Annotated in this window: 20 protein-coding genes; 8 read left to right on the top strand and 12 right to left on the bottom strand. The window is 68.1% G+C overall.

From position 1 onward, the window contains the following. Positions 1 to 10: 10 nt before the first annotated feature. Positions 11 to 748 (bottom strand): glycosyltransferase family 2 protein, encoded by a 738-nt coding sequence (locus tag E2E30_RS06840; protein ID WP_133188455.1) that lies wholly within the window; start codon positions 746 to 748, stop codon positions 11 to 13. A gap of 200 nt (positions 749 to 948) precedes the next feature. Here E2E30_RS06840 and E2E30_RS06835 point away from each other — a divergent pair, with 200 nt between their 5' ends. The 4 genes from E2E30_RS06835 (at position 949) to E2E30_RS06820 (ending at position 4077) form a co-directional block, all read left to right on the top strand. Then, complete coding sequence (locus E2E30_RS06835) at positions 949 to 1809, top strand: SMP-30/gluconolactonase/LRE family protein (protein WP_240699061.1); 861 nt, start codon at positions 949 to 951, stop codon at positions 1807 to 1809. Further along, on the top strand, positions 1806 to 2708 hold the full coding sequence (locus tag E2E30_RS06830; protein ID WP_133188451.1) for a 2-dehydro-3-deoxygalactonokinase: 903 nt from the start codon (positions 1806 to 1808) through the stop codon (positions 2706 to 2708). The genes E2E30_RS06835 and E2E30_RS06830 overlap by 4 nt, the downstream gene beginning before the upstream one ends. Next, positions 2705 to 3343: a 2-dehydro-3-deoxy-6-phosphogalactonate aldolase gene (locus E2E30_RS06825; protein ID WP_133188449.1), complete on the top strand. Its 639-nt coding sequence runs from the start codon at positions 2705 to 2707 to the stop codon at positions 3341 to 3343. The genes E2E30_RS06830 and E2E30_RS06825 overlap by 4 nt, the downstream gene beginning before the upstream one ends. A 65-nt stretch (positions 3344 to 3408) precedes the next feature. Then, entirely contained in the window at positions 3409 to 4077 is a 669-nt protein-coding gene (locus tag E2E30_RS06820; RefSeq protein ID WP_133188447.1) for a FadR/GntR family transcriptional regulator, read from the top strand. 8 nt (positions 4078 to 4085) lie between these two features. Here the strand turns inward: E2E30_RS06820 and E2E30_RS06815 are convergent, their stop codons facing one another. Further along, complete coding sequence (locus E2E30_RS06815) at positions 4086 to 4520, bottom strand: MerR family transcriptional regulator (protein WP_133188445.1); 435 nt, start codon at positions 4518 to 4520, stop codon at positions 4086 to 4088. A 348-nt stretch (positions 4521 to 4868) separates the two neighbouring features. On the opposite strand from E2E30_RS06815, the gene E2E30_RS06810 reads away from it, so the two are divergent. From E2E30_RS06810 to E2E30_RS06795, 4 genes are all read left to right on the top strand, one after another. Then, a complete protein-coding gene (locus E2E30_RS06810; RefSeq protein ID WP_133188443.1) occupies positions 4869 to 5279 on the top strand; it encodes a DUF2147 domain-containing protein in 411 nt (136 codons plus the stop codon). Between the two features lie 47 nt (positions 5280 to 5326). Continuing rightward, positions 5327 to 6631, top strand: coding sequence for an OmpP1/FadL family transporter (locus E2E30_RS06805; protein ID WP_133188441.1), 1305 nt, complete (start codon positions 5327 to 5329; stop codon positions 6629 to 6631). 232 nt (positions 6632 to 6863) lie between these two features. Beyond that, positions 6864 to 7451 (top strand): alpha-ketoglutarate-dependent dioxygenase AlkB, encoded by a 588-nt coding sequence (locus E2E30_RS06800; RefSeq protein WP_165954472.1) that lies wholly within the window; start codon positions 6864 to 6866, stop codon positions 7449 to 7451. 31 nt (positions 7452 to 7482) lie between these two features. After that, positions 7483 to 8346 carry an exonuclease domain-containing protein gene (locus tag E2E30_RS06795; RefSeq protein WP_133188437.1) on the top strand — a complete coding sequence of 288 codons (864 nt, stop codon included), beginning with the start codon at positions 7483 to 7485 and terminating at the stop codon, positions 8344 to 8346. Here E2E30_RS06795 and E2E30_RS06790 read toward each other — a convergent pair. The 10 genes from E2E30_RS06790 to E2E30_RS06745 form a co-directional block, all read right to left on the bottom strand. Beyond that, positions 8343 to 9173 (bottom strand): aldo/keto reductase, encoded by an 831-nt coding sequence (locus E2E30_RS06790; RefSeq protein ID WP_133188435.1) that lies wholly within the window; start codon positions 9171 to 9173, stop codon positions 8343 to 8345. The genes E2E30_RS06795 and E2E30_RS06790 overlap by 4 nt on opposite strands. 19 nt (positions 9174 to 9192) lie before the next feature. Beyond that, complete coding sequence (locus tag E2E30_RS06785; protein WP_133188433.1) at positions 9193 to 10596, bottom strand: efflux transporter outer membrane subunit; 1404 nt, start codon at positions 10594 to 10596, stop codon at positions 9193 to 9195. Continuing rightward, a complete protein-coding gene (locus E2E30_RS06780; RefSeq protein ID WP_133188431.1) occupies positions 10593 to 11477 on the bottom strand; it encodes an efflux RND transporter periplasmic adaptor subunit in 885 nt (294 codons plus the stop codon). Before E2E30_RS06780 ends, E2E30_RS06785 begins: the two co-directional genes overlap by 4 nt. Next, positions 11474 to 11680 (bottom strand): DUF1656 domain-containing protein, encoded by a 207-nt coding sequence (locus E2E30_RS06775; protein ID WP_133188429.1) that lies wholly within the window; start codon positions 11678 to 11680, stop codon positions 11474 to 11476. The genes E2E30_RS06780 and E2E30_RS06775 overlap by 4 nt, the downstream gene beginning before the upstream one ends. Then, positions 11677 to 13722, bottom strand: a complete 2046-nt coding sequence (locus tag E2E30_RS06770; protein ID WP_133188427.1) for an FUSC family protein — start codon at positions 13720 to 13722, stop codon at positions 11677 to 11679. The genes E2E30_RS06775 and E2E30_RS06770 overlap by 4 nt, the downstream gene beginning before the upstream one ends. Next, positions 13719 to 14108 (bottom strand): MarR family winged helix-turn-helix transcriptional regulator, encoded by a 390-nt coding sequence (locus E2E30_RS06765; protein ID WP_240699060.1) that lies wholly within the window; start codon positions 14106 to 14108, stop codon positions 13719 to 13721. Before E2E30_RS06765 ends, E2E30_RS06770 begins: the two co-directional genes overlap by 4 nt. A gap of 315 nt (positions 14109 to 14423) precedes the next feature. Then, entirely contained in the window at positions 14424 to 15827 is a 1404-nt protein-coding gene (locus tag E2E30_RS06760) for an efflux transporter outer membrane subunit (RefSeq protein WP_206365653.1), read from the bottom strand. A gap of 8 nt (positions 15828 to 15835) precedes the next feature. Further along, positions 15836 to 19033: an efflux RND transporter permease subunit gene (locus tag E2E30_RS06755; protein WP_133188421.1), complete on the bottom strand. Its 3198-nt coding sequence runs from the start codon at positions 19031 to 19033 to the stop codon at positions 15836 to 15838. Positions 19034 to 19244: 211 nt separating this feature from the next. Continuing rightward, entirely contained in the window at positions 19245 to 20516 is a 1272-nt protein-coding gene (locus E2E30_RS06750; RefSeq protein ID WP_133188419.1) for an efflux RND transporter periplasmic adaptor subunit, read from the bottom strand. After that, entirely contained in the window at positions 20513 to 20908 is a 396-nt protein-coding gene (locus tag E2E30_RS06745; protein WP_133188417.1) for a hypothetical protein, read from the bottom strand. Before E2E30_RS06745 ends, E2E30_RS06750 begins: the two co-directional genes overlap by 4 nt. Between the last annotated feature and the right edge of the window lie 30 nt (positions 20909 to 20938).

Genomic DNA, 20938 nt, shown 5'->3' with positions numbered 1-20938 from the left:
CACGGGGGAGCTAGCGGATGTCCTCATACCCTTTGGTCGCGGGTTTGCCGCGCAGCATGATCGACGCATAATTGGCGAGGTAGATCCCCGCGATCTTCGCAAAGCCCTGTTTCTGCATGCGACGGCCCGATGTCGGCATGACGAAGCGCGGTGAGAACAGGACCTTTCCCTGTTGCTTGGCGCGCTTGGCGATGTCCACGTCCTCGCCGTAGAACTCGATCGAGCTGTCGAAGCCGCCCATTTTCTCGAGAACTTGGCGCGGAATCGCGAAATTGCCGCCGACCATCAGATAGCCGGTGATCCCGTAGATCGATCGGGCCGCGACGAACCACGCGGTCGACACGCGATTGCGCAAGCCGCTCAGGTCGTAAAAGCTGTAGGGGCCCGACAGGCAGGCAAGATCGCGGTTCGCGGCGAACTGCTCCCAGATCTGCTCGATCCAGCCGGCGGGCGGATGCGTATCGGCGTCGACATATGCCAGAATATCGCCGCTGGACGCGATCAAGCCGCGCTGCCGCGCGCGCGTGATGCCCTTGTTCGGCTCGAACACATATTTGACCGAGGGGTAGCGCTCGACCACCGCCTTGGTGCCATCGGTGCTGTTATTGTCGACGACGATGATCTCGAACGCCTTGCCCGCGACATTGCGCATGACTGCATCCAAGCAGGCCGGGAGATAGTCCTCCTCGTTATACGCCGGGATGATGAGGCTGATTGTCGGCGTTCGAACTTGGGGTAAGCCGGTCATGCGGCGCAGGTGCCCGATTATCGACCGCAAGGCTAGCGGGGATAACGCAAAAAGTCGGAGAATTGGGATGCATGCGGCATAGCCTGGCGGCGGCCCGTGACCCGATTTGCCGCGACGGTTCGGCGATTGCCCGATCCCTGCGGCTTAATTATATGATCGATCACACATTATCGGCCGCGAGGTCAGGATCGGAGAGCGCTGTGTCACAAAGTCGTTTGGTTTGGCCGGTCGCCGCAACGCTCGGCGAGGGGCCTGCCTGGGTCGATGGCGTGCTGTGGTTCGTCGATATCAAGTCCGGCGCGATCCATCGCTATGATCCGGGTACCGACACGCGCGAGAGCTTTGCCGTCGGCGGAGCGCCAAGCTTCATCGTTCCAACCGCCGATGGCGCGCTGTTGGTCGGTAATCGCGGTGCGCTCCAGCTGTTCGACGGCGCGGCGCTCGGGGCGCCGATCGCGACGGTGCCGATGCCCGATCATAACCGGACCAACGATGCCACGGTCGACCCGCAGGGCCGGCTCTGGTTCGGTACGATGGACGACGAAGAGTCGCGGCCGAGCGGCGCGGTCCACACCTACGACGGTGACAGCATCACCGTGGTCGGCGGCGAATGCACGATCACCAACGGCCCCGCGATCAGCCCCGACGGGCGCTTTCTCTATCATGTCGATACGCTCGCTGGCACGATCCACCGCTTCGACATCGCGACCGATGCGCAATTGCGCGACGGCACGCTGTTCGCGACGATCGCGCCGGAGGATGGCAATCCCGATGGCGTGACGGTCGATGCGGAAGGGTGTGTCTGGGTCGGTCTGTGGGGTGGCTGGGAAGCGCGGCGCTACGCGCCCGACGGCAGCGTGTTGATGCGCGTCGCCCTGCCGTGCGCCAATGTCACCAAGGTGGCATTCGGCGGCCCCGATCTGCAGACCGGCTATGTCACCACCGCGCGCGCCGGACTGTCCGACGCCGACCTCGCCGCGCAACCGCTTGCCGGCGGGCTGTTCGCGTTCGATGCGCCTGCCCCCGGACTACCGCTTCCTGCCGTCAGGATCGTGCGATGAGCTACCGCATCGTCGGCGATTGGGGCACCAGCCGGTTGCGGCTGTTTCGCATCGAACACGGCGCGGTCGTCGCGCGCGCCGAGGGCGCTGGTATCGGCGCGCTCGACGGCACGCCCGAGGCGGCGCTGCGCGACGCGATTGCGCCGTGGCGCGCCGAGGGCGCTGCCGAGTCGATCGCGCTGTGCGGTATGGTCGGGTCGCGCAACGGCTGGATCGAAGTGCCCTATGCGGGATGTCCTGCCGACGTCGCGGGCTGGCTCGCCGGGGCTGGGCAGGTTGCGCTCGACGGGGTGCCGGTCACGATCATGGCCGGGCTCGCTTGCACCGCGCCGTCGGGCGGCCCCGATGTGATGCGCGGCGAGGAAACGCAACTCTTCGGGGCGATCGCGCGCGATCCCGCGCTGCGCGTGGGACGCCATCGCCTCGCTCTGCCGGGGACGCACAGCAAATGGGCGACGATCGAAGACGGGCGGATCACCGGCTTCCAGACCTTCTTCACCGGCGAGCTGTTCGCGCTGCTGCGCGATCGCTCGACGCTGCTGCGCGCGGCCAGCCAGGGCGATGCCGACCCTGCCGCCGAGCAGGCAGGCTTCGCCCACGGTCTCGCGCGGGCGAACGACGGCGCCATGATGCTCGGCGCGTTGTTTGAGGCGCGCAGCGCGCAGCTCATCGACGGGCGTTCGCCCGATTGGGCCGCCGGCTATCTGTCGGGCCTGCTGATCGGTCGCGAGGTCGCCGAGGTCGCCTCCGCCGGAGGCGAGACGATCGGCTTGATCGGCGATCCCGCGCTCTGTGCCCGCTATGCCCGCGCGCTCGTCGCGCGCGGGATCGATACGAAATTGCTCGATGGCGATGCCTGTGCGCTCGCCGGGCTTGCCTTGTTGGAGACTGACCGATGACGATCGACGATCTGCTGGCCGCTGGTGCCCCGCCCGTCGTGGCGATCCTGCGTGGGATACGGCCCGATGAGGCGCTCCCCGTCGCCCAGGCGCTCGTGAAGGCCGGCGTTCGCATTATCGAGGTGCCGCTCAACTCGCCCGATCCGTTCACCAGCATCGCCGCGATCCAGCAGGCGTTCGGCGACACTGCGGCGATCGGCGCGGGCACGGTGCTCGATCTTGCTGGGGTCGAGGCGCTGGCAGCGACCGGGGCGACCGTGATGGTCACGCCCAACACCGCGCCCGCGCTGATCGCGCGCGCGGTCGAGCTGGGGCTCGAGCCGATGCCGGGCTTCGTCACGCCGAGCGAGGCGTTCCGCGCGATCGATGCGGGTGCGCGGCGGATCAAGCTGTTCCCGGCGGTCGCGCTTGGCCCGAACTACCTCAAGGCGATCCGCGAAGTGCTGCCGCGGCATGTCGCGGTGTGGGGCGTCGGCGGCACGGGGGCCGACAATTTCGGGGAATGGCTTGCTGCGGGGGCCGAGGGGATCGGCGTCGGGGGCGCGCTCTACCGCCCGGGCGACGATGCCGCGCGCGTCGGCGCCAAGGCTGATGGCCTGATCGCAGCCTGGCGCGCTGCCCGCGCGTCGTTGTGACCAGCGGCGAGGGACCCGAGCCGCACGACGTCCGCAGCTCGCTCGGACGCAATCTTACGCACGGGATGCTCGATGCGTTGGGGCGGGCGATCGTGACGGGGGTGTATACGGACAAGCGTTTCCCGACCGAAGCCGATCTCGCGAGCCAGCACGGCGTCAGCCGATCGGTGACACGCGAGGCGGTCAAGATGCTCACCGCCAAGGGGCTGTTGTCGGCCCGGCCGCGCCAAGGGACGATCGTCCAGCCGGCCGAGTCGTGGAACCTGTTCGATGCCGATGTGCTCGGCTGGTTGCTCGAGCGGAAATTCTCGCTCGGGCTGCTGCGGCATTTCAGCGAGCTCCGCATCGCGATCGAGCCCGCTGCAGCGGAGCTTGCCGCGCGCAATGCGGGCGCGGGCGGGCTCATCGCCATCCGCGCGGGCTACGCGCGGATGGTCGCGGCTGAGGCGGGCGAGGATGACTCGCTCGACGCCGATATCGCGTTCCACGTCGCGATCCTGCGCGCCGCCGGCAACCCGTTCTTCGCGCAGTTCGAGGACGTCGTGACGACCGCGCTGCGCTCGTCGATTCGCTTCACCAATCGTTTCAAGGGCCGCAGCGCCGATCTGGCGGCGCACGGCGCGGTGCTGCGCGCAATCGAGGCGCGGGACGGCCTGGCGGCGCAGCATGCGATGCAGCAGATCATCGCCGACGTGCTGGCGCTGATCCTTGCGCGTGAGCACGACGACACGTGATCAGACGGCTAGGCCTCGCGCGGCGCAGCGTCTGACGACAGGACGACACGCGGGCGGCGGGGTTTGGGCACGCGTGCCAAGGCTTCGCGCTCGATCTTCTCGAGCTCGACGAGCGTTTCGGCGATCGCCTCCTGCTGCGCGGCGAGCCGGTCGATCCGCTGGCGGCATCGCTGCGCGAGCGCGCGCATCTGTTCGACATGCTGCGGATCGGTATCGTAGAGATCGAGAAATTCGACGATATCGCGTAGCGTGAAGCCGAGCCGTTTGCCGCGCAGGATCAACCGCATCCGCGCGATCTCGCGCCGCGTGTAGACGCGGATCGCGCCGACCCGGCACGGGGTGATCAGCCCCTTATCCTCATAGAAACGCAACGTGCGGGGCGTGATGTCGAGCATGCGCGCGACCTCGTTGATCCCCGTCAGATCCTGCATCGGCTCTTTCATTCACGCCCTCGATCCAATGACGCCGACCCTTGCCGGACCACCGGCGAGCAACGGACACGCTCCTTTGTCGAATGCGTGGCGATCAACGTCTTGGCCTGTGTGTTGCGGATTTCATCGCGTTGGGGAAGCGCGATCTTGCGGTGTTGCCGGGTCGGTGTGCCCGAGCGGTACCGACAAGTGCTTGACTTGTCGGCATACGAATCTACTGCGAGCCATCTGCCGCATACGTCAACGGGCTCGCCATTAGGGCCGAAACGGAGCGACACCAGAACCGACCGTGCGGGGATCGCTCAAGCACGGCAACCACGATTGCACCACCGAGATGGTGGTGCTTGGAGAGGAACGTACATGTCCCTGCTGCTCATTGGCGCCCTGCTCGCCGGCGCCCCCGCCACCGCCGACACCGTGATCGGTCGCTGGAAGACCGAGACGCTCAATGCCATTGTCGAGATCAGCCGTTGCGGCGCCTCGATCTGCGGTAAAGTCGTCACGTCCGATGCGATCCGCGCCAATCCGTCGCTCAAAGACGCCAAGAATTCGGACGAAAAGCTGCGCACGCGTCCTGTCCAGGGAATGCTGATGCTGAGCGGCTTTGCGCCCGACAAGGACGGCGTATGGGCCAACGGCCAAGTCTACAATGCCGAGGACGGCCACACCTATAGCGGTCGTATCACCCCCGTTGGCAGCGACCGGCTCAAGCTGCGCGGCTGCGTCTTCTTCCCGCTCTGCAAGACGCAGACGTGGACGCGCGTGCGCTGAGCCCACTTTCTTTCTTCCCCCTCGAAAAGTCAGTTCAGGAATATATCATGGTTATCCGTTGCAAGGCCCCGTTGCTGGCCGCGTCTGCACTCGTCTCGACCGTCGGCTTCGCCGGCGTTGCGCACGCCGATGCTTTCTATCTCCAGTCACAGACCACGGTCGGCGCGGGGCGTTCGTTCTCGGGTGAAGTCGCCGACACGGGACCGTCGTCGCTGTGGTGGAACCCTGCCGCGATCGCCGGGATCACCGACACCGAAGTCCAGGTCAGCGCGACTGCAATCCTGCCCAAGGGTGACGTCGTCGACAACGGCACGCTGATCGCGCGTCCCGGTCAGGCCTTCGCGCCGATCGGCGGACAGACCCGCTCGCGCAATCCGATCAACAACGGCGTGCTGCCGAGCGGTTCGGTCGCATATCCGATCAACGACCGGATCGCGGTCGGCCTCGCGGTGACGTCGCCGTTCAGCTTCACCACCGATTACGACGCCAATAGCTGGACGCGCTACAGCGCCGACAAGACGCGCTTGCGCACGATCGACATCCAGCCTTCGATCGGCGTCGTGCTGACCGACTGGCTGCGCGTCGGCGGCGCGCTCAATGTCGAATATACCGACGCGTACCTCAGCAACGCGCTGCCCAACGTCTCGGCGGCACTGCCCGACGGCAATCAGACGCTGCGCGGCAACGGCTGGGACTTCGGCTGGACCGCAGGCGTCCAGCTCCACAACAAGCTGGTTTCGGTCGGCATCAGCTACAAGTCGAGCATCAAGCACACGCTCAAGGGCGATCTCACCGTTGCCGGGCTGGTCGGGCCGCTCGCGGCGCAGAACCGCTCGCTTTCGGGTGTCCAGGCGCAGTTCAACACGCCGGGGCAGGTGATCGTCGGTGGCCGCCTGCGCGCAACCGAAGCGCTGACGCTCAACGCACAGGTCGTCGCGTATAACTGGAGCAAGTTCGACGCGATCCGCCTCGGCGCGCCGCTCAACGTCGCACTGCCCGAGAACTACCGCGACAGCTGGAGCCTCGCCGGCGGTTTCGATTACGCCGTCAGCCCCAAGGCGACGGTGCGTGCCGGCGTGCAGCGCGCGGTGACGCCGACACAGGATGGCCTGCGTGACGCGCGCGTGCCCGATTCGAACCGCTGGACCTATTCGGCGGGCGGCAGCTATCGCATGAGCAACCACATGACGATCGATGCCGCGGCAAGCTATGTCGATTTCAAGGACACGACGATCGACCGTGCGACCGCAGCCTATGCCGGCACCGCCGCGCAGACGGTCATCCTGACCAAGGGCCTGCTGCAGAACGCGCATGCCGTCGTGCTGTCGCTTGGCGGGCGCTTCAGCTTCTGATCGAACGGACATTCGGGGATCTTGCAATCCCCGGAGGCGTCACCATCTTCCTGTCATCGTTCAACAATGGAAAGGAGGTGGTCGAATGTCTCATTGTCTCACGCCGCAGTCGGCACAGGGTTTGAGCTCGTTCTCCCTCGTGGAGGGCGGTCTCGCCTGAAGAGTTGCCGGCCTGAGGCCGACAATGGAAAGGCCGTCCCGCAAGGGGCGGCCTTTTGTTTTTGGATCGGTGATGCGTGATCTGTTCGATACCCCGATCCTGCCCGGCCTGACCGCGGTCGAGGATTTCGTGTCCGCGGACGAAGCGGGCGCGCTGATCGCTGCAATTGACGCCTGCGAGCTAGAGCCGTTCCGCTTCCAGGGCTGGCTCGGCAAGCGGCTGACGCACAGCTTCGGCTGGCATTACGACTTCGACACCGGCGGGATGGCCGAGGCTTCGCCAATTCCGGCGTGGCTCGATCCGCTTCGTCGCCGTGCCGAGGGGATGGCGGGATTGGCCGCTGGCACGCTCGTCCAAGCGCTGGTGATTCGCTACGATATCGGTGCCGGGATCGGCTGGCACCGCGACCGGCCGCACTTCGAGCATGTCGTCGGCATCTCGCTCGGCGCCCCCGCGGCGCTGCGCTTCCGCCGTCGGATCGGCGACCGCTTCGAGCGGGCCACCGCGCTGCTGACTCCGCGCGGCGCCTATCATCTGAGCGGCGTCGCACGCCACGCGTGGGAGCACAGCATCGCCGAAATGGATGCACCGCGCTGGTCGATCACCTTTCGCAGCCTCTCCGACACGGGCAGGGCGTCGATCGCAGCCGCAAATCGCTAAGCCTGTGGACAATGCCCGCCTGAAAACTGCTATGCCGGACGACGTGTCGTCTGCCGAGTTCCAATCCCCGCCGCCCGATTTCGTCGTGATCGACGTCGAAACCGCCTGTTCGCGCGCGAGCAGCATCTGCCAGATCGGCATTGTCGGGTTTCGCGGAGGCCGCGAAGTCTTCGAATACGAAACGCTGCTCGATCCGTGCGACGAGTTCAACATCTTCAATACGCGGATCCATGGGATTGCCGCGCACCATGTCGTCGGGCAGCCGCGCTTCGGCGACGTGCACGCGGTCGTCGAACGGCATCTCGCCGGGCGCACCACGGTCGCGCATTCGTTCTTCGACAAGAGCGCGCTCGCGGCGGCCTGCCGGCAGCACGATCGGCCGATGATCGAGACGACGTGGCTCGACAGCGTCCGCGTCGCCCAGCGCGCTTGGCCCGATCTCGAAAACCACAAGCTCGGTGGCCTCGCGCGCTATCTCGGGATCGCCCATCGCCATCACGACGCGCTGAGCGATGCGCGCGCCGCGGGCTGGGTGATCGTCAAGGCGATCGAGCAGACCGGGATCTCGCTCGAGAAATGGCTGGCACCGCCGCGCAAGCCGGGGCCAGCGCCGACCCCGGCCGAGGCAGGGCCGCTGCTCGGCGAGCGAGTCGCGATCGTCGGCGAGCCACGCGATGGGCCATTGGCGCATCGGCTCGCGGCGCTCGGTGCCAAGGTGATGACCTCGGTCGGTACGAGCACCAATGTCCTCATCGTCGCCGGAGGCGATCGCTTCACGCGCGCGACGTTGATGAGCCCGGCATATGGCAAGGCCGAAGCGCTGCGCCGCGCGGGCAAGCCGATCCGGATCGTGTCCGAACAGACGCTGCTCGCCGCAATCGGGCAAGCCGCTTAGAGCATCGCGAGCGGCGTACGCGCGCGTGGCGGCGGGAACGCTGCATCCAGCGCTGCCAGCGTTTCCGCGTCGAGTTCGAGATCGAGCGCGGCACGATTGTCGCGGACGTGCGCGACGCTGCCGGCCTTGGGGATCGCGATCACGGCGTCGCGCCGCATCGTCCAGGCCAGCGCGAGCTGTGCCGGTGTCGCGTCGCGCGCGGCAGCGATCGTCGCCAGCGCGCCGTTGCCGAGCAGGCGTCCTTGCTCGACCGGGCTGTACGCCATGATCGGCATGTGCCGTGCCGCGAGCCATGGCAACAGGTCATGCTCGGGCCCGCGTCGCGTGAGATTGTAGAGGATCTGATCGGTCGCGCAGCCTTCGCCACCCGCTTCGACCAGCTCCTCCATATCGTCGGTGTCGAGGTTGCTGACGCCCCAGCGCACGATCATACCGGCATCGCGGAGCGCCTCCATCGCCTCGACCGTCTCGGCCAGCGGCACAGAGCCGCGCCAGTGGAGCAGATAGAGATCGAGCCGATCGGTCCCGAGCCGCTTGAGGCTCGCTTCGCACGCCGCGCGAAGGCGCGCGCGCCCGGCATTCTGCGGATAGGCCTTGCTGACCAGGAACACCTGATCGCGAAGCCCAGTGATCGCTTCGCCGACCAAGCCTTCCGATTCGCCCTCGCCATACATTTCGGCGGTGTCTATCAGCGTCATGCCGAGCGCGATGCCCTCGCGCAAAGCCGCGATCTCGGCGCTGCGGTTCGAGCGGTCCTCGCCCATCATCCAAGTGCCTTGGCCGAGCGCGGGGACGGTCGTGCCATCGGGGAGGGAAACCTGTTTCATCATTGCTCCGGGCGGCGCGTCAGGACTGCCAGCCCCCGCCAAGGGCCTTGAACACATCGACTTGCCGATCGACCAACAACGCGTTGGAGGCGGCAAGGTTCGCTTGCGCCGTGGTGAGCGCGGCCTGTGCGCTCAGCAGAGCGAGGAAATCGGTCCGCCCGAAGCGATAGAGCGTGCCCGCCTGGTTCGCCGCGCGCGCGGCACTCGCCTGCGCGCGAGCGAGTGCCGCGTTGCGATCGGCCTCGCGCGCATAGGCCGAGAGCGCGGTCTCGGTCTGGCGCAGCGCCTCGAGCGTCGTCGAATCGAACTGCGCGAGCGCAGCGTCGGCGGCCGCGCCCGCCTGCGCGATCTGTGCGCGGACGATCGGGCGGTTGGGGAAGCTCCAGCTGATCAGCGGCCCCAGCCCGACATGGAAGGCATCGCCCGACCCGAACGCCGAGAGCGGCCCGGTCAGCCCGACCGATCCGCCGAGGCTGACCTGGGGATACAGGTTCGCCGTGGCGACCCCGATCCGCGCGGTTGCGGCGGCGAGCGAGCGTTCGGCGGCGCGGATATCGGGCCGCCGCGCGATCAGCCCTGCGCCGTCACCGATCGGCAGCGGCTTGCGCATCGTCGGCGCGGTCGCGCAGCTTGCCACGTCCTTGGGGTAGTCCGCAGGCGCGCGGCCCATCAGCGTGGCGAGCCGGTAGAGCGCGGCGGTGCGCGTCGCGATCGTTGAGGGGACGAGCGCAGCGCTCTGATCGACTGCGCTTTGCGCGCGCGTGACGTCGAACGCGGTGCCGCGACCGCCGCGTTGCAGCCGCTGCGTCACGCCGAGTGTCTGGCGCTGGAGCGCGAGCACGCGGTTGTTGGCGGCGAGCACCATGTTCGCCGTGCAGGCCGCCGCATAGCTGCGCGCGATCTCGGCAGCCACGGTCACGCGGACATTGTCACGCGCGGCGGCGACGGCTTCGGCATCGCCCTGCGCCGCCTCGATTGCGCGCCTGATCCGGCCTGCCAGATCGAGCGGGTAGGCGAGCGACAGCCCGACATCGTAGCCCACCGTCCCCGGCAGCGATCCGCCGGTGCCAGCGGGCCGCGACAGCGACGCGCCGCCGCCAAGCGCGGTCGACAGCGTTCGTCCAGCAGCGACCTCCGCCACGACCGCATCGGCGCGGCGCAGATTGGCGTCGGCAACGCGCAGGTCGGCATTGGCGGCAAGCCCTTCCGCGACGAACCCGTCGAGCCGCGTGTCGCCATAGAGCTGCCACCAGTGATCGGGCAGCGGGACATCGGCAAAGCGCTTTTCCTTGCCGCTGTCGAACGCGCCTTGCGCGCTCGGGCGGTTGACCACGGCGGGATCGGGCAGCGTGTAGTTCGGTCCGGCAGTGGTGCAGCCGGCCAGCAGAAGCGCGGCAGCTCCCGCGAGGACACCGCGCCTCATGCGTGCACCTGTGGGGCTTGCGGGACGACCGTTACCGTCGCGCTGCGCCCGACGATCAGCGAGACCCCCTGCGGCACCGCGGTCAGCTTGACGCGCACCGGGATACGCTGTGCGAGGCGGACCCAGGTGAAGGTCGGGTTGACCGTCGGCAGCTGGTTCGCGCTGATGCTGCGCTCGTTGTCGCTGATGCCCGCTGCGATGCTGTCGACGCGGCCCTTCAGCGCGCGCGGCTCGCCCATCAGATGGACGGTGACGGGGTCGCCGATATGAATGCTGCCGAGCTTTGTTTCCTCGAAATAGCCCTCGACGCGAATCGAATCCGAATCGAGCAGCGCCATCGCTTGCGCCCCCGCTGCGATAAAGTCGCCCGGGTGCAGATCGAGATTGGTCACCGTGCCGTTGACGCTCGCGCGCACCGTGGTCCGCGCCAGGTTGAGCGCGGCGGTGGAGCGCGCGCTCTGTGCCTGCGCGAGCGCCGCGCTGGCGGTCGCAACGCGCGCGACATTCTGCTCGTGCGTTTCCTTGGCGACGAGATCACCGAGCGCGAGGTCGCGCTGCGCCTCGCGCCGCGCTTGCAGCAGCGTCGCGCGCGCGCTCTGGATCGCCGCGTCGGACTGCGCGAGCGTCAGCGCGAAGCGCGGGCGATCGACGACGAACAGCACGTCGCCCGCCTTCACGCGCTGATTGTCGTGCACCGCGACTTGCGTGATCAACCCGCCGACATCGGGGGTGATGCGGACGACATCGGCACGGATATGCCCGTCGCGCGTCCACGGATCGGTCTCGTAGCGGCGCCACAGCCACAAAGCGACGAGGATCGCGAGCAGCACGATCACGATCGTCACGGCGGAACGGCCAAGCGGGGCGAGCAGCGATTTCATAACGAGGGTCCGGTCAGCAAGGACAAGAGTCCGAGGATGAGAAAGAAGATGGCGAGGTCGACCAAGGGTCGGTAGGCAACGAAGCGATACGCGCCGAACGCCGACAGCAGCCGCGTGACGACGGCGGTCAGCACCAGCGCGGCGATCGCCAGCAGCAGGATCGTCGGCACGAACACCCCGCCGATCGAGACTTCGCCGATCATGCCGCGACTCCATACGCCGGTGCGCCGGGGAACAGGTTGCGGCGCAACGACGTCAAAGCCAGCACGCCGGCGCGCGCGCGGGCGGGTTCGGGGTTGGCCGCCAGATCGCCGATCGCGCTGTCGAGATCGGCAAGCAGCTCGGGTTCGGGCGGGGCGGGGCGATCGGGCCGCAGCGCGCGGTAATACGTGCCGACGCCCTGCAGGACGGGAGTTATGCTCGCAGCGTCGTCGGGCGTTCCGTCGAGCCGCAATTGCCGCAATTCGCCGATCGCGACGCCAACGCGCAGGTCGCTCAACGCATCGAGCAGCGGTTTGCCCGGATCCTTGTCCTGCAGCGCGAGCCGCGGCGCTAACAAGCCGATCCGGTCGAGCATCCGCGCGACCCAGCCCGCGGCGTCGGGCGGGCCTTTCGCGTTGCTACGCTCCGCCAATTCGCGCCAACCGGCGCGGATCAGGCGGCGCGCGGCGGTATCGGCGCCGATCGTCTGGAACAGCCCGACGGTGACGACCGCGAAGATCGTCCCGATCAGCTGCGAGACGCCGCCATTGACGAATCCGTCGAAGCTGCCGCCGTAGCGATCGTTGAGCCCGACCGTATTGATCCCGCCGAGCAACGCGCCGAGCGTGACCAGCGTCGTCCGCGGGCGCGACAGGAATACGCCGCCGATCAGCATCGCCGGCGCGAGCACCGCGATCAGCGTCACGAAATCGGTGACGCGTGGCAGGATCGCGAAAGCGTAGATTGCCGCCACGGTCAGGCCGAGGATGGTGCCGTAGAAGAACGCCATGATCGACGGCGCGGGATCGTCGCTGTTGCCGAACAGCGCGCAACACACGCCCGCGATCAGCACAGCACCCGCGCCATCGGACCAGCCCGTCCCGATCCAGAAGACGCAGCCGATCAGGATCGTCGCGACGGTTCCCGCCGCCGCCCGCAGCGCGATGCCACGGTCGCGGTGGAGCGGGCGGCGCGCGGTCCGCGCCAGCAGTCGCGCGACGCCGGGGTTGAGCGGCGTGCGCGAGGGCGAGCGCATCTGGTCGAGCAAGTCGCGCGCATTGCGATGCGCATCGATCAGCTCGGCGAGCCGCGCGAGCAAACTCAGCCGCAGCGCGTCGCGCCACAACAATGGCTCGACCACCGGCGGCTCGAGCGCGCGGGCGCGGGCGATCAGCGCATCGGCGGTGGCGTTGCGCTCGGCCATCGGCAGCGCCGCTGCAAGCCAGCCGCGAACCTCCTCGATCAACGCGAGCGCTTCGGGCCGCGGCGCGTCGGCCCCACGCAGCAATTCGCGGATACGGTCGTCGACGGCGCTGGCGAGCGGGAGCAGCATCGACAGCTCAGCTTGAAGCGCGCGCAGCGTACGGACGCGCGGCTGGAGGCGTGCAGTGTCGAACGGCAGATGGATCGAGAGCTGGTGCAGCTCGTTGATATCGAGCGCGAGCCGGCGCCGATCACGGTCGAGCCGGCTGTCGGCCAGCCCCGCGAGCGAATCGCGCGACCAGCGCTCGGCATCGGCGAGGATCGCGTTGACGCGCGAGAGCAGCGTCGCGGTCACGGTCTGCGGGAAGACGAAGCCGTGCACCAACGCGCCGCACAGGATCCCGATCGTGATCTCCTCGACGCGCAGGATCGCGGTGGTGAAAATCGCACCCGGCGCTTCGACCGAGGGGAAGCCGATGATGCTCGCGGTATAGCCGGCGAGCAGGAAGACGTAGGCGCGCGGTGTCCGGTCGAGCAACGAGATGTAGAGGCACACGCCCAGCCACAGCGCGAGCCCAAGCGACAGCAGTTCGGGCGCGTTGACGAGGTTCGGCACCAGCACGACGGCGGCGGCGGCGCCGAGGACCGTCCCCATCACGCGGAACGCCGCCTTCGACAGCGCGGCGCCGGCGAGCGGTTGCGCGACGATGTACGACGTCGTCACCGCCCAATACGGCCTCGTCAGGCCGATCCGCAGCGCGATATAATAGGCAAGCACCGCCGCGAGCAGGCATTTGACTGAGAACAACGCCTCTTTCCAGCCGAAGCGATTGCCCGTCATCGGTTGCGCTTCCGGGTGAAGCGCGCCTCGAGCTGCTCTGCCACCCGCAGGGCGGTGGCAAGATCGGCGTCGGCGACATCGGCGAGCATCTCGCGTCGCAACGCCTCGAACGCCGCTTCGATCTTTGCGACCAGCGCGCGGCCCCGCTCGGTCAAGCGGACGCGGCTGACGCGGGCATCGACGTCGTCGCGTTGGCGGTCGACCAGTTCGGCCGCGACCAACTGATCGACCACGCGAACCAAGGAGGCGGCGGAAACGTCGAGCTCGGCGGCGAGGTCGGTCTGTCGCACATCGTCACCGAGGCGCCCGACTTGGACGATCGTCCACCCGCCTGAAGCGGATAGGCCAAAGCCGCTCAGCGCACGGTCGGCGGATTGGCGCCACATACGCGCAAGCGGAAGGAGTGTGCGAGCATAAGCGGCTTCGACGATAGATCGTTCGGACATCATTAGCGTGCTAAGTAATGACGCATGGCGCAATCGCAACCCTTGAGGACGGAATGCGACGGCAACGAAACGAAACCGCTTTGGGTCCAAGCCGGGACGAATTTTGGTGCGGACCGGCCGGCGGGGCGTTGGTCCACCACGCCAGCGGTTCGTCGGTTGTGCGGCGCGGCCGTGGCTTAGGCGTTAGGAGCGCGTCCGTGTGGGTCGACGCGCCGCCGATGGCCCTTCGATCGGCCGCCACCGCGCCCTGCACGATCAGCTTTGTCGGGACTGCCATCCACCTCCCAGCGCGCGGAACAGATCGATCTGCGCATCGGCGATCCGCGCGTCGGCGGCGGCCAGTTCGGCGTCGCTGTCGGCGAAGGTGCGTTCGGCATCGAGCACTTCGAGAAAGTCGATCGTCCCCTCGCGCTGGCGCGCGCGGGTGATCCGCGCGGCGGTCGCGGCATTGTCGCGCGCCGAATGCAACTGCGTGCGGCGGTCTAGCTCGCGCGCATAGGTCGACAGCGCGGTCTCGGTCTCCTCGAGCGCGGTCAGCACGCTGCCGTCGAAGGTCGCGAGCGCGCCGCGCGTCTCCGCCTTCGCCCCGGCGATCCGGGCGCGCGCCGCCGACTGGTTGAGCGACCAGTTGAGCAATGGCCCGAGCAGCCAGCGCACCGGACCACCGGTAAAGATATCGCCGACCGTCGTCGCGGTCGAGCCGATCGAGGCGCCGAGCGAGATCTGCGGATAGAGCTGCGAGGTCTGCACCCCGATCCGCGCGGTCGAAGCGGCAAGGCGGCGCTCGGCGGCGCGAACGTCCGGGCGTCGGGCGAGCAAAGCCGCCCCGTCGCCGATCGGGATCGGCTGGTCGAGCCGCGGCGTCGTGCTGCGCGCGCTGGCGCTGGCGGGGAGGTCGCGCGGCGTTCGGCCGGTGAGCGTCGCCAGGCGGAACAGCGCGGCTTGCCGCTCGCTCTCGATCTGCGGGACGAGCGCGGCGCGCTGGTCGCGCAGCGCGGCGATGCGGACCTGGTCGAGCTTGGTCGCGCGCCCGGCATCGACGCGCTTGCCGGTCAGCGTCGTCGACTTTTCGAGGAGGTCGACGATCCGCCGCGCCACCGCGAGCCGCTCGGCCGAGGAGGCGGCATCGACATAGGCGCGCGTCGTCGCGGCGACGATCGAGACGCGCACCGCATCGGCATCGGCCTGCGCCGCGCCGACATCCCCGCGTGCCGCCTCGACGTTGCGTCGGACTCGGCCCGAGAGGTCGAGCTCGTAGCTGACGTCGAGGCCGACGTCGTAGGTGGCGCGCTCGCGTGCCAAGCCGGGCAGGCTCTGGAGTTGCGACGACCGTGCGTAATTGCCGCTCGCGCCGGCATTCACCTGCGGCTCGCGGTCGGTCTTGGCGCCGCGCAGCGAGGCGCGGGCGGTGTCGAGCCGCGCGACCGCGACGCGCAGATCGGTGTTTGCCGCTAACGCATCGGCGACGAGCCCGTCGAGCACCGGATCGCGGTACATCCGCCACCAGTTCAGCTCGGCATCGGTGGTGACCGTCGCGGCAGTGGTCGTGACGAACGGCGCCGCGGCGGTCGGTGGGGGCAGGGGGGCGACGTAGGTGGGCCCGGCGGCGCAGGCGGAGAGCGCGAGCGCGGAGAGGCTGGTGAGCAGGATGGCTTTCATCATCGTTCCTATTCGGCTGGCTGCAGCGTGGGCGCTGCGGCGGGGCCATGGGTCGCGTGCGGGGCGGGGCGGCGGCGTTCGAGCCGCTTCGCCAGCGCGCGCGCGACGACGTAGAAGGTGGGGGTGAAGAGCAGGCCGAAGCCGGTCACACCGATCATCCCGAAGAACACCGCCGTGCCGAGCGCCTGGCGGAGTTCAGCGCCAGCCCCCTCGGCGATCACCAGCGGCACCGCGCCGAGGATGAAGGCGAAGCTCGTCATCAGGATCGGACGCAACCGGTCCTTGGCGGCGCGGACCGCTGCCTCGACCGGCGACAGGCCGTCTTCCTCCTCGGCCTGCTTGGCGAACTCGACCACGAGGATCGCGTTCTTGGCGGCCAGCGCGATCAGCACGACGAGGCCGATCTGCGTCAGGACATTATTGTCCATCCCGCGCAGATTCACCCCGGTCATCGCCGCGAGCAGGCACATCGGCACGATCAGGATGATCGCGAGCGGCAGCGTCAGGCTCTCATATTGTGCGGCGAGCACGAGGAAGACGAACAGCACCGCCATCCCGAAGACGAGCCCCGCCGTGCTGCCCGCCGATTTCTGCTGGAAGGCGATGCCGGTCCATTCATGCGCGTACCCCGTCGGCAATGCGGTATCGGCGAGCTTCTCCATCGCGACGAGCGACTGGCCCGACGACGACCCCTTGGCGGTGTCGCCATCGACCTCGACCGCCGGGAACAGATTGTAGCGCACGACGCGATACGGCCCGGTCTTGTCGCGGAAGGTCGAGACCGATCCGATCGGCACCATCTGCCCGGTGTTCGACCGCGTCTTGAGGTTGGCGATATCGGCGGTGGTGTTGCGGAACGGCGCATCGGCCTGGGCGGTGACGCGGTAGGTGCGGCCGAGCAGGTTGAAGTCGTTGACGAACGCCGACCCGAGATAGACCTGCAGCGCCTCGAACACGCGCTCGGGTGGCACACCCAGCATGTTCGCCTTGGTGCGATCGACATCGGCGAAGATGCGCGGCGTGGCGGTGTCGAAGAAGGTATAGACCTGCGCCAGCCCCTTGGTCTGGTTCGCCTGGCCGATCAGGCCATAGGCGGTCTTGCCCATCTCCTGATAGCCATGCCCCTGCAGGTCCTGCACCATCAGGCGGTAGCCGCCGGCCGAGCCGATGCCTTGGATCAGCGGCGGCGGGACGATCAGCAGGCGTGCCTCGTTGATGTCGGCAGTCGCCTTCTGCGCCTCGCCCATGATCGAGGCGAGCGTGACGCCGAGCTTGCGACGTTCTTCGAAGCTCTTGAGCGGGATGTAGGCGGCCGCGCTGTTGGGCGCGAGCGTCTGCGTCGGGCCGTCGAAGCCGGCAAGCATGACCGCGCCCTTGACCCCGGCGAGCGGCAGGATGCGCTTGGCGACCTTCTGCATCACGGCATCGGTGCGATCGACCGCCGAGCCCGGCGGCAGCTGGATGATCGTCAGGAAGTAGCCCTGATCCTGCGCTGGCACGAAGCCCGACGGCGTGACGGTGAAGACGACGGCGGTCAGCGCGATCAGCGCGCCATACGCCAGCATCATTTTGCGCGGTGCACTGACGAGGCGCAGCGTCATGCGGCCATAGGCCTCGCTCATCCGCTCGAAGCCGCGGTTGAAGGCGTCGCCTGCGCGGCGCACCAGCCGCGCGGCGCGGTTGCCCGAATCCGCCGGTCCATGCGGCTTGAGCAGCATCGCCGCGAGCGCGGGCGACAGTGTCAGCGAGAGCAGCAGCGAGATGATCGTCGCGGTCGAGATCGTCACCGCGAACTGGCGGTAGAACGCGCCCGACAGGCCGGTGAGGAACACGGTCGGGATGAACACCGCGCAGAGCACGAGCACGATCGCGACGAGCGCACCCGACACCTCGTCCATCGACTTGCGCGCCGCCTCGAGCGGGGAGAGCCCGTGTTCGAGGTTGCGCTCGACATTCTCGACCACGACGATCGCGTCGTCGACGACGATGCCGATCGCGAGCACGAGGCCGAACAGCGAGAGGTTGTTGAGCGAGTAACCGACCGCCGCGAGCACCGCGAAGGTACCGATCAGCGAGACCGGGATCGCAACGATCGGGATGACCGCCGCGCGCCATTTCTGCAGGAAGACGAGGATGACGAGCACGACGAGGATCATCGCCTCGATCAGCGTGTGCTTCACCGCGTCGATCGACTGGGCGATGAATTCGGTGGGGTTGTAGATGACCTTGTACGCGAGCCCCTTGGGGAACTTCTTCGACATCGTCTCCATCTCGGCCGACACCGCTTGCGCGGCGGCGAGCGCGTTCGAGCCGGGGCGCTGGAAGACCGCCGCGATGACCGTCGGCTTGCCGCTGAGATAGGTGTTGGCGCCGTAGTCCTGGGCACCGAGCTCGACCCGCGCGACGTCCGAGACCTTGACCTGGCGGCCATCCTTGTCGGTGCGGATCACCACGTCGGCGAACTGCTTGGGGTCGGTCAGGCGGCCCTGCGTCTCGACGTTGAGCTGGAACGCGCTGCGGGTCCCATAAGGCGGCTGGCCGAGCGTGCCGGCGGCGACCTGGACGTTCTGTGCACGCAGCGCGGCGACGATTTCGCCTGCGGTCAGGTCGAGCGCGGCGGCGCGGCCAGGGTCGATCCACACGCGCATCGAATAGTCGCGCGCGCCGAACAGTTGCACGTCACCGACGCCATCGATCCGGCTGAGGCGATCGCGGACCTGCGTCAGCGCGTAATTGGAGATGTAGCCGCGATCGAGCGAATTGTCGGGCGAGACCAGATTGACGACCATCAGGAAGTCGGGGCTGGTTTTCCGCGTGACGACGCCAAGGCGCTGCACGTCCTCGGGTAGCCGCGGGACCGCGACCGCGACGCGGTTCTGCACGAGCACCTGCGCGGCATCCAGGTTGGTGCCGATCTTGAAGGTGACGGTGATCGTCACCTTGCCGTCGCCGGTCGATTGCGACGACTGGTACAGCATGTTGTCGACGCCGTTGATTTCCTGCTCGATCGGCGCGGCGACGGTTTCCGCGACCGTCTCGGCCGAAGCGCCGGGATACACCGCGCTGACCGTCACCGTGGGGGGCACGATATCGGGATATTGCGACACCGGCAGGCTGAAATAGGCGATCAGACCCACGATGGTGATGACCACCGCGATGACCCCGGCGAAGATCGGCCGGGTGATGAAGAAGCGCGAGAAGCGCATGGACAGTGTCCCTAGAAGAAGCGCGCACGTCACCGGACAGCGTCCACGAGCGGGCGCCGAAGCGACGAACGGCAGTGATGAATCGATCGGCTATTGGGTCCGGACAGACGCCACTCCCGTCATCCGCGTGAAGGCGGGGATCCCGCTGTCTCGCCCCGTCGTGGGAGAAGAAGCGGGACCCTCGCCTTCGCGAGGGTGACGAGTAGGGGCGTCACCGGCTGAGCGTCGCTTCGCCCGCGATTGGCTGCGCGGTCGGCGCAGATGCATCCGCCGAAACCGCGATCTTGCCGACCGTGGGCGCAACCTTGGCACCCGGCATCGCCATCTGCGTGCCCTTGATGATGATGCGATCCTGCGGGCCCACGCCCGATCGGATCACGCGCATCCCGTCGACCACCGCGCCGAGCACGACCGGCTTGGCGGTGACGACATTGTTGCCATCGACCGTGAGCAGGACCTTGCGCGCCTGGTCGGTCTGCACCGCATCGTCGGGGACGAGCAAAGCGGGCCTGGTCCCGGCGCTGGCGAGCCGCATGTTGCCGAACATCCCCGGCGTCAGGAACAGCCCCGGATTGGCGAGCACCGCACGCCCGCGGATCGTGCCCGAATGCGTGTCGAGCCCGTTGTCGGTGAAGTCGAGCTTGCCCTTCCAGCGATGGCTCGTCTCGTCCTGCAACTGGATCTCGACCGCAGGCGCAGCGGCACCCGGCTGGCGGTTGCGTTGCGTCTTGAGGAACAACGCCTCCGAACCGTCGAAGGTGAAGTAGATCGGGTCGAGCGCGTTGATCGTCGTCAGCACCGTGCCGCCGGTGCCTTCGCCGCCGGCGACCTGATTGCCCGCATCGACGCGGCGATCCGAGATGCGTCCGCTGATCGGTGCCCGGATCTGCGTGAAGGACACATCGAGCGCGCGCGCCCGGACGCGGGCTTGCGCCGCCGCGAGGCCGGCTTGCGCCGCCTGCAGCTTCCCGCGCAGTGCATCGACTTCGCCGGCCGAAACCGCATCGTCGGCGATCAGCCGCGTCGCGCGGCCGAGATCGGTGCGCGCCAGCACCAGCGCGCTTTGCGCACTCGCCTCGTTGGCGCGTGCTTCGGCGAGCGCGGCGGCGAAGGGGCGCGAGTCGATCGTGAAGAGCAATTGGCCCTGGCGGACGACATCGCCGTCGTGGAAATGCACCCCGGTCACTTCACCCGCAACGCGCGGCCGGACCTCGACGCTGCGGCTGGGCGCGAAGCGGCCGACATAATCGTCCCACTCGCTGACCTGGCGTACCAACGGCGTGGCGATGGTCACGGCGGCGGGCGGCGGAAGCGCTGCGACCGCGTCGGAATGATCGAACAGCTTGACGCCGACGACCCCGGCGACCGCGATCGGCAGCAGGACAGCCGCGCGCTTTTGCCAGCGCGTCCACCGCTTTGGTTTGGATATGTCGGATTCAGTCCGAAGCTCCTGCGTCGTATCGATCGGTGCAATCATGTTCATGCGAAGATCCTCCGGTCGGTACGGCCGACGCGCATTCCGGTCACGCTGGTGATGAGCGTCTCGAGTTGCGCCTCGCTGAAGCCAACCGAATGGAAATGCGCGATTTCAGCCGTTGGCAGGGCGAAACCGCGATGCCGGGCGTGCACCGCCGCGCGGCGGAGCGCTTCCAGCTTCGGATCGGCGAGCCGCGATGCGGTACCGCGCCCGAATACGCCGCCAAGCGCGCGCGCCAGGCGGCCAGGGGTGGTAAGGCTGCCGAGCGTATCGCGTTGCGCCAGCGCAATGACGTTCCATTCGAGCGCCGAGAACCCGGCAAGCCCAGCGGTGGCAGGCGTCTGGCTGCGGCTGGTGACGGGCGCTGCGAACATATTGTCGAGGTCGAGATAGGCCATGGAAAATCCCCCTCTTGGGTCTTTGGCGGA

The sequence above is a fragment of the Sphingomonas sp. AAP5 genome (assembly GCF_004354345.1).
Lineage (GTDB): Bacteria > Pseudomonadota > Alphaproteobacteria > Sphingomonadales > Sphingomonadaceae > Sphingomonas > Sphingomonas glacialis.
Note: the sequence above shows the minus strand (reverse complement) of the source record. Positions and strands in the feature narration are given on the sequence as shown.

Excerpts from the sequence above, each read along its gene's own strand:
- E2E30_RS06765 (WP_240699060.1), bottom strand. The coding sequence starts at position 14,108 with ATGTGGCGCCAATCCGCCGACCGTGCGCTGAGCGGCTTTGGCCTATCC.
- E2E30_RS06810 (WP_133188443.1), top strand. The coding sequence starts at position 4,869 with ATGTCCCTGCTGCTCATTGGCGCCCTGCTCGCCGGCGCCCCCGCCACC.
- E2E30_RS06775 (WP_133188429.1), bottom strand. The coding sequence starts at position 11,680 with ATGATCGGCGAAGTCTCGATCGGCGGGGTGTTCGTGCCGACGATCCTG.
- E2E30_RS06750 (WP_133188419.1), bottom strand. The coding sequence starts at position 20,516 with ATGAACATGATTGCACCGATCGATACGACGCAGGAGCTTCGGACTGAA.
- E2E30_RS06760 (WP_206365653.1), bottom strand. The coding sequence starts at position 15,827 with ATGAAAGCCATCCTGCTCACCAGCCTCTCCGCGCTCGCGCTCTCCGCC.
- E2E30_RS06785 (WP_133188433.1), bottom strand. The coding sequence starts at position 10,596 with ATGAGGCGCGGTGTCCTCGCGGGAGCTGCCGCGCTTCTGCTGGCCGGC.
- E2E30_RS06795 (WP_133188437.1), top strand. The coding sequence starts at position 7,483 with ATGCCGGACGACGTGTCGTCTGCCGAGTTCCAATCCCCGCCGCCCGAT.
- E2E30_RS06830 (WP_133188451.1), top strand. The coding sequence starts at position 1,806 with ATGAGCTACCGCATCGTCGGCGATTGGGGCACCAGCCGGTTGCGGCTG.
- E2E30_RS06745 (WP_133188417.1), bottom strand. The coding sequence starts at position 20,908 with ATGGCCTATCTCGACCTCGACAATATGTTCGCAGCGCCCGTCACCAGC.
- E2E30_RS06840 (WP_133188455.1), bottom strand. The coding sequence starts at position 748 with ATGACCGGCTTACCCCAAGTTCGAACGCCGACAATCAGCCTCATCATC.
- E2E30_RS06790 (WP_133188435.1), bottom strand. The coding sequence starts at position 9,173 with ATGAAACAGGTTTCCCTCCCCGATGGCACGACCGTCCCCGCGCTCGGC.
- E2E30_RS06815 (WP_133188445.1), bottom strand. The coding sequence starts at position 4,520 with ATGAAAGAGCCGATGCAGGATCTGACGGGGATCAACGAGGTCGCGCGC.
- E2E30_RS06825 (WP_133188449.1), top strand. The coding sequence starts at position 2,705 with ATGACGATCGACGATCTGCTGGCCGCTGGTGCCCCGCCCGTCGTGGCG.
- E2E30_RS06755 (WP_133188421.1), bottom strand. The coding sequence starts at position 19,033 with ATGCGCTTCTCGCGCTTCTTCATCACCCGGCCGATCTTCGCCGGGGTC.
- E2E30_RS06800 (WP_165954472.1), top strand. The coding sequence starts at position 6,864 with ATGCGTGATCTGTTCGATACCCCGATCCTGCCCGGCCTGACCGCGGTC.
- E2E30_RS06780 (WP_133188431.1), bottom strand. The coding sequence starts at position 11,477 with ATGAAATCGCTGCTCGCCCCGCTTGGCCGTTCCGCCGTGACGATCGTG.
- E2E30_RS06805 (WP_133188441.1), top strand. The coding sequence starts at position 5,327 with ATGGTTATCCGTTGCAAGGCCCCGTTGCTGGCCGCGTCTGCACTCGTC.
- E2E30_RS06820 (WP_133188447.1), top strand. The coding sequence starts at position 3,409 with ATGCTCGATGCGTTGGGGCGGGCGATCGTGACGGGGGTGTATACGGAC.
- E2E30_RS06770 (WP_133188427.1), bottom strand. The coding sequence starts at position 13,722 with ATGACGGGCAATCGCTTCGGCTGGAAAGAGGCGTTGTTCTCAGTCAAA.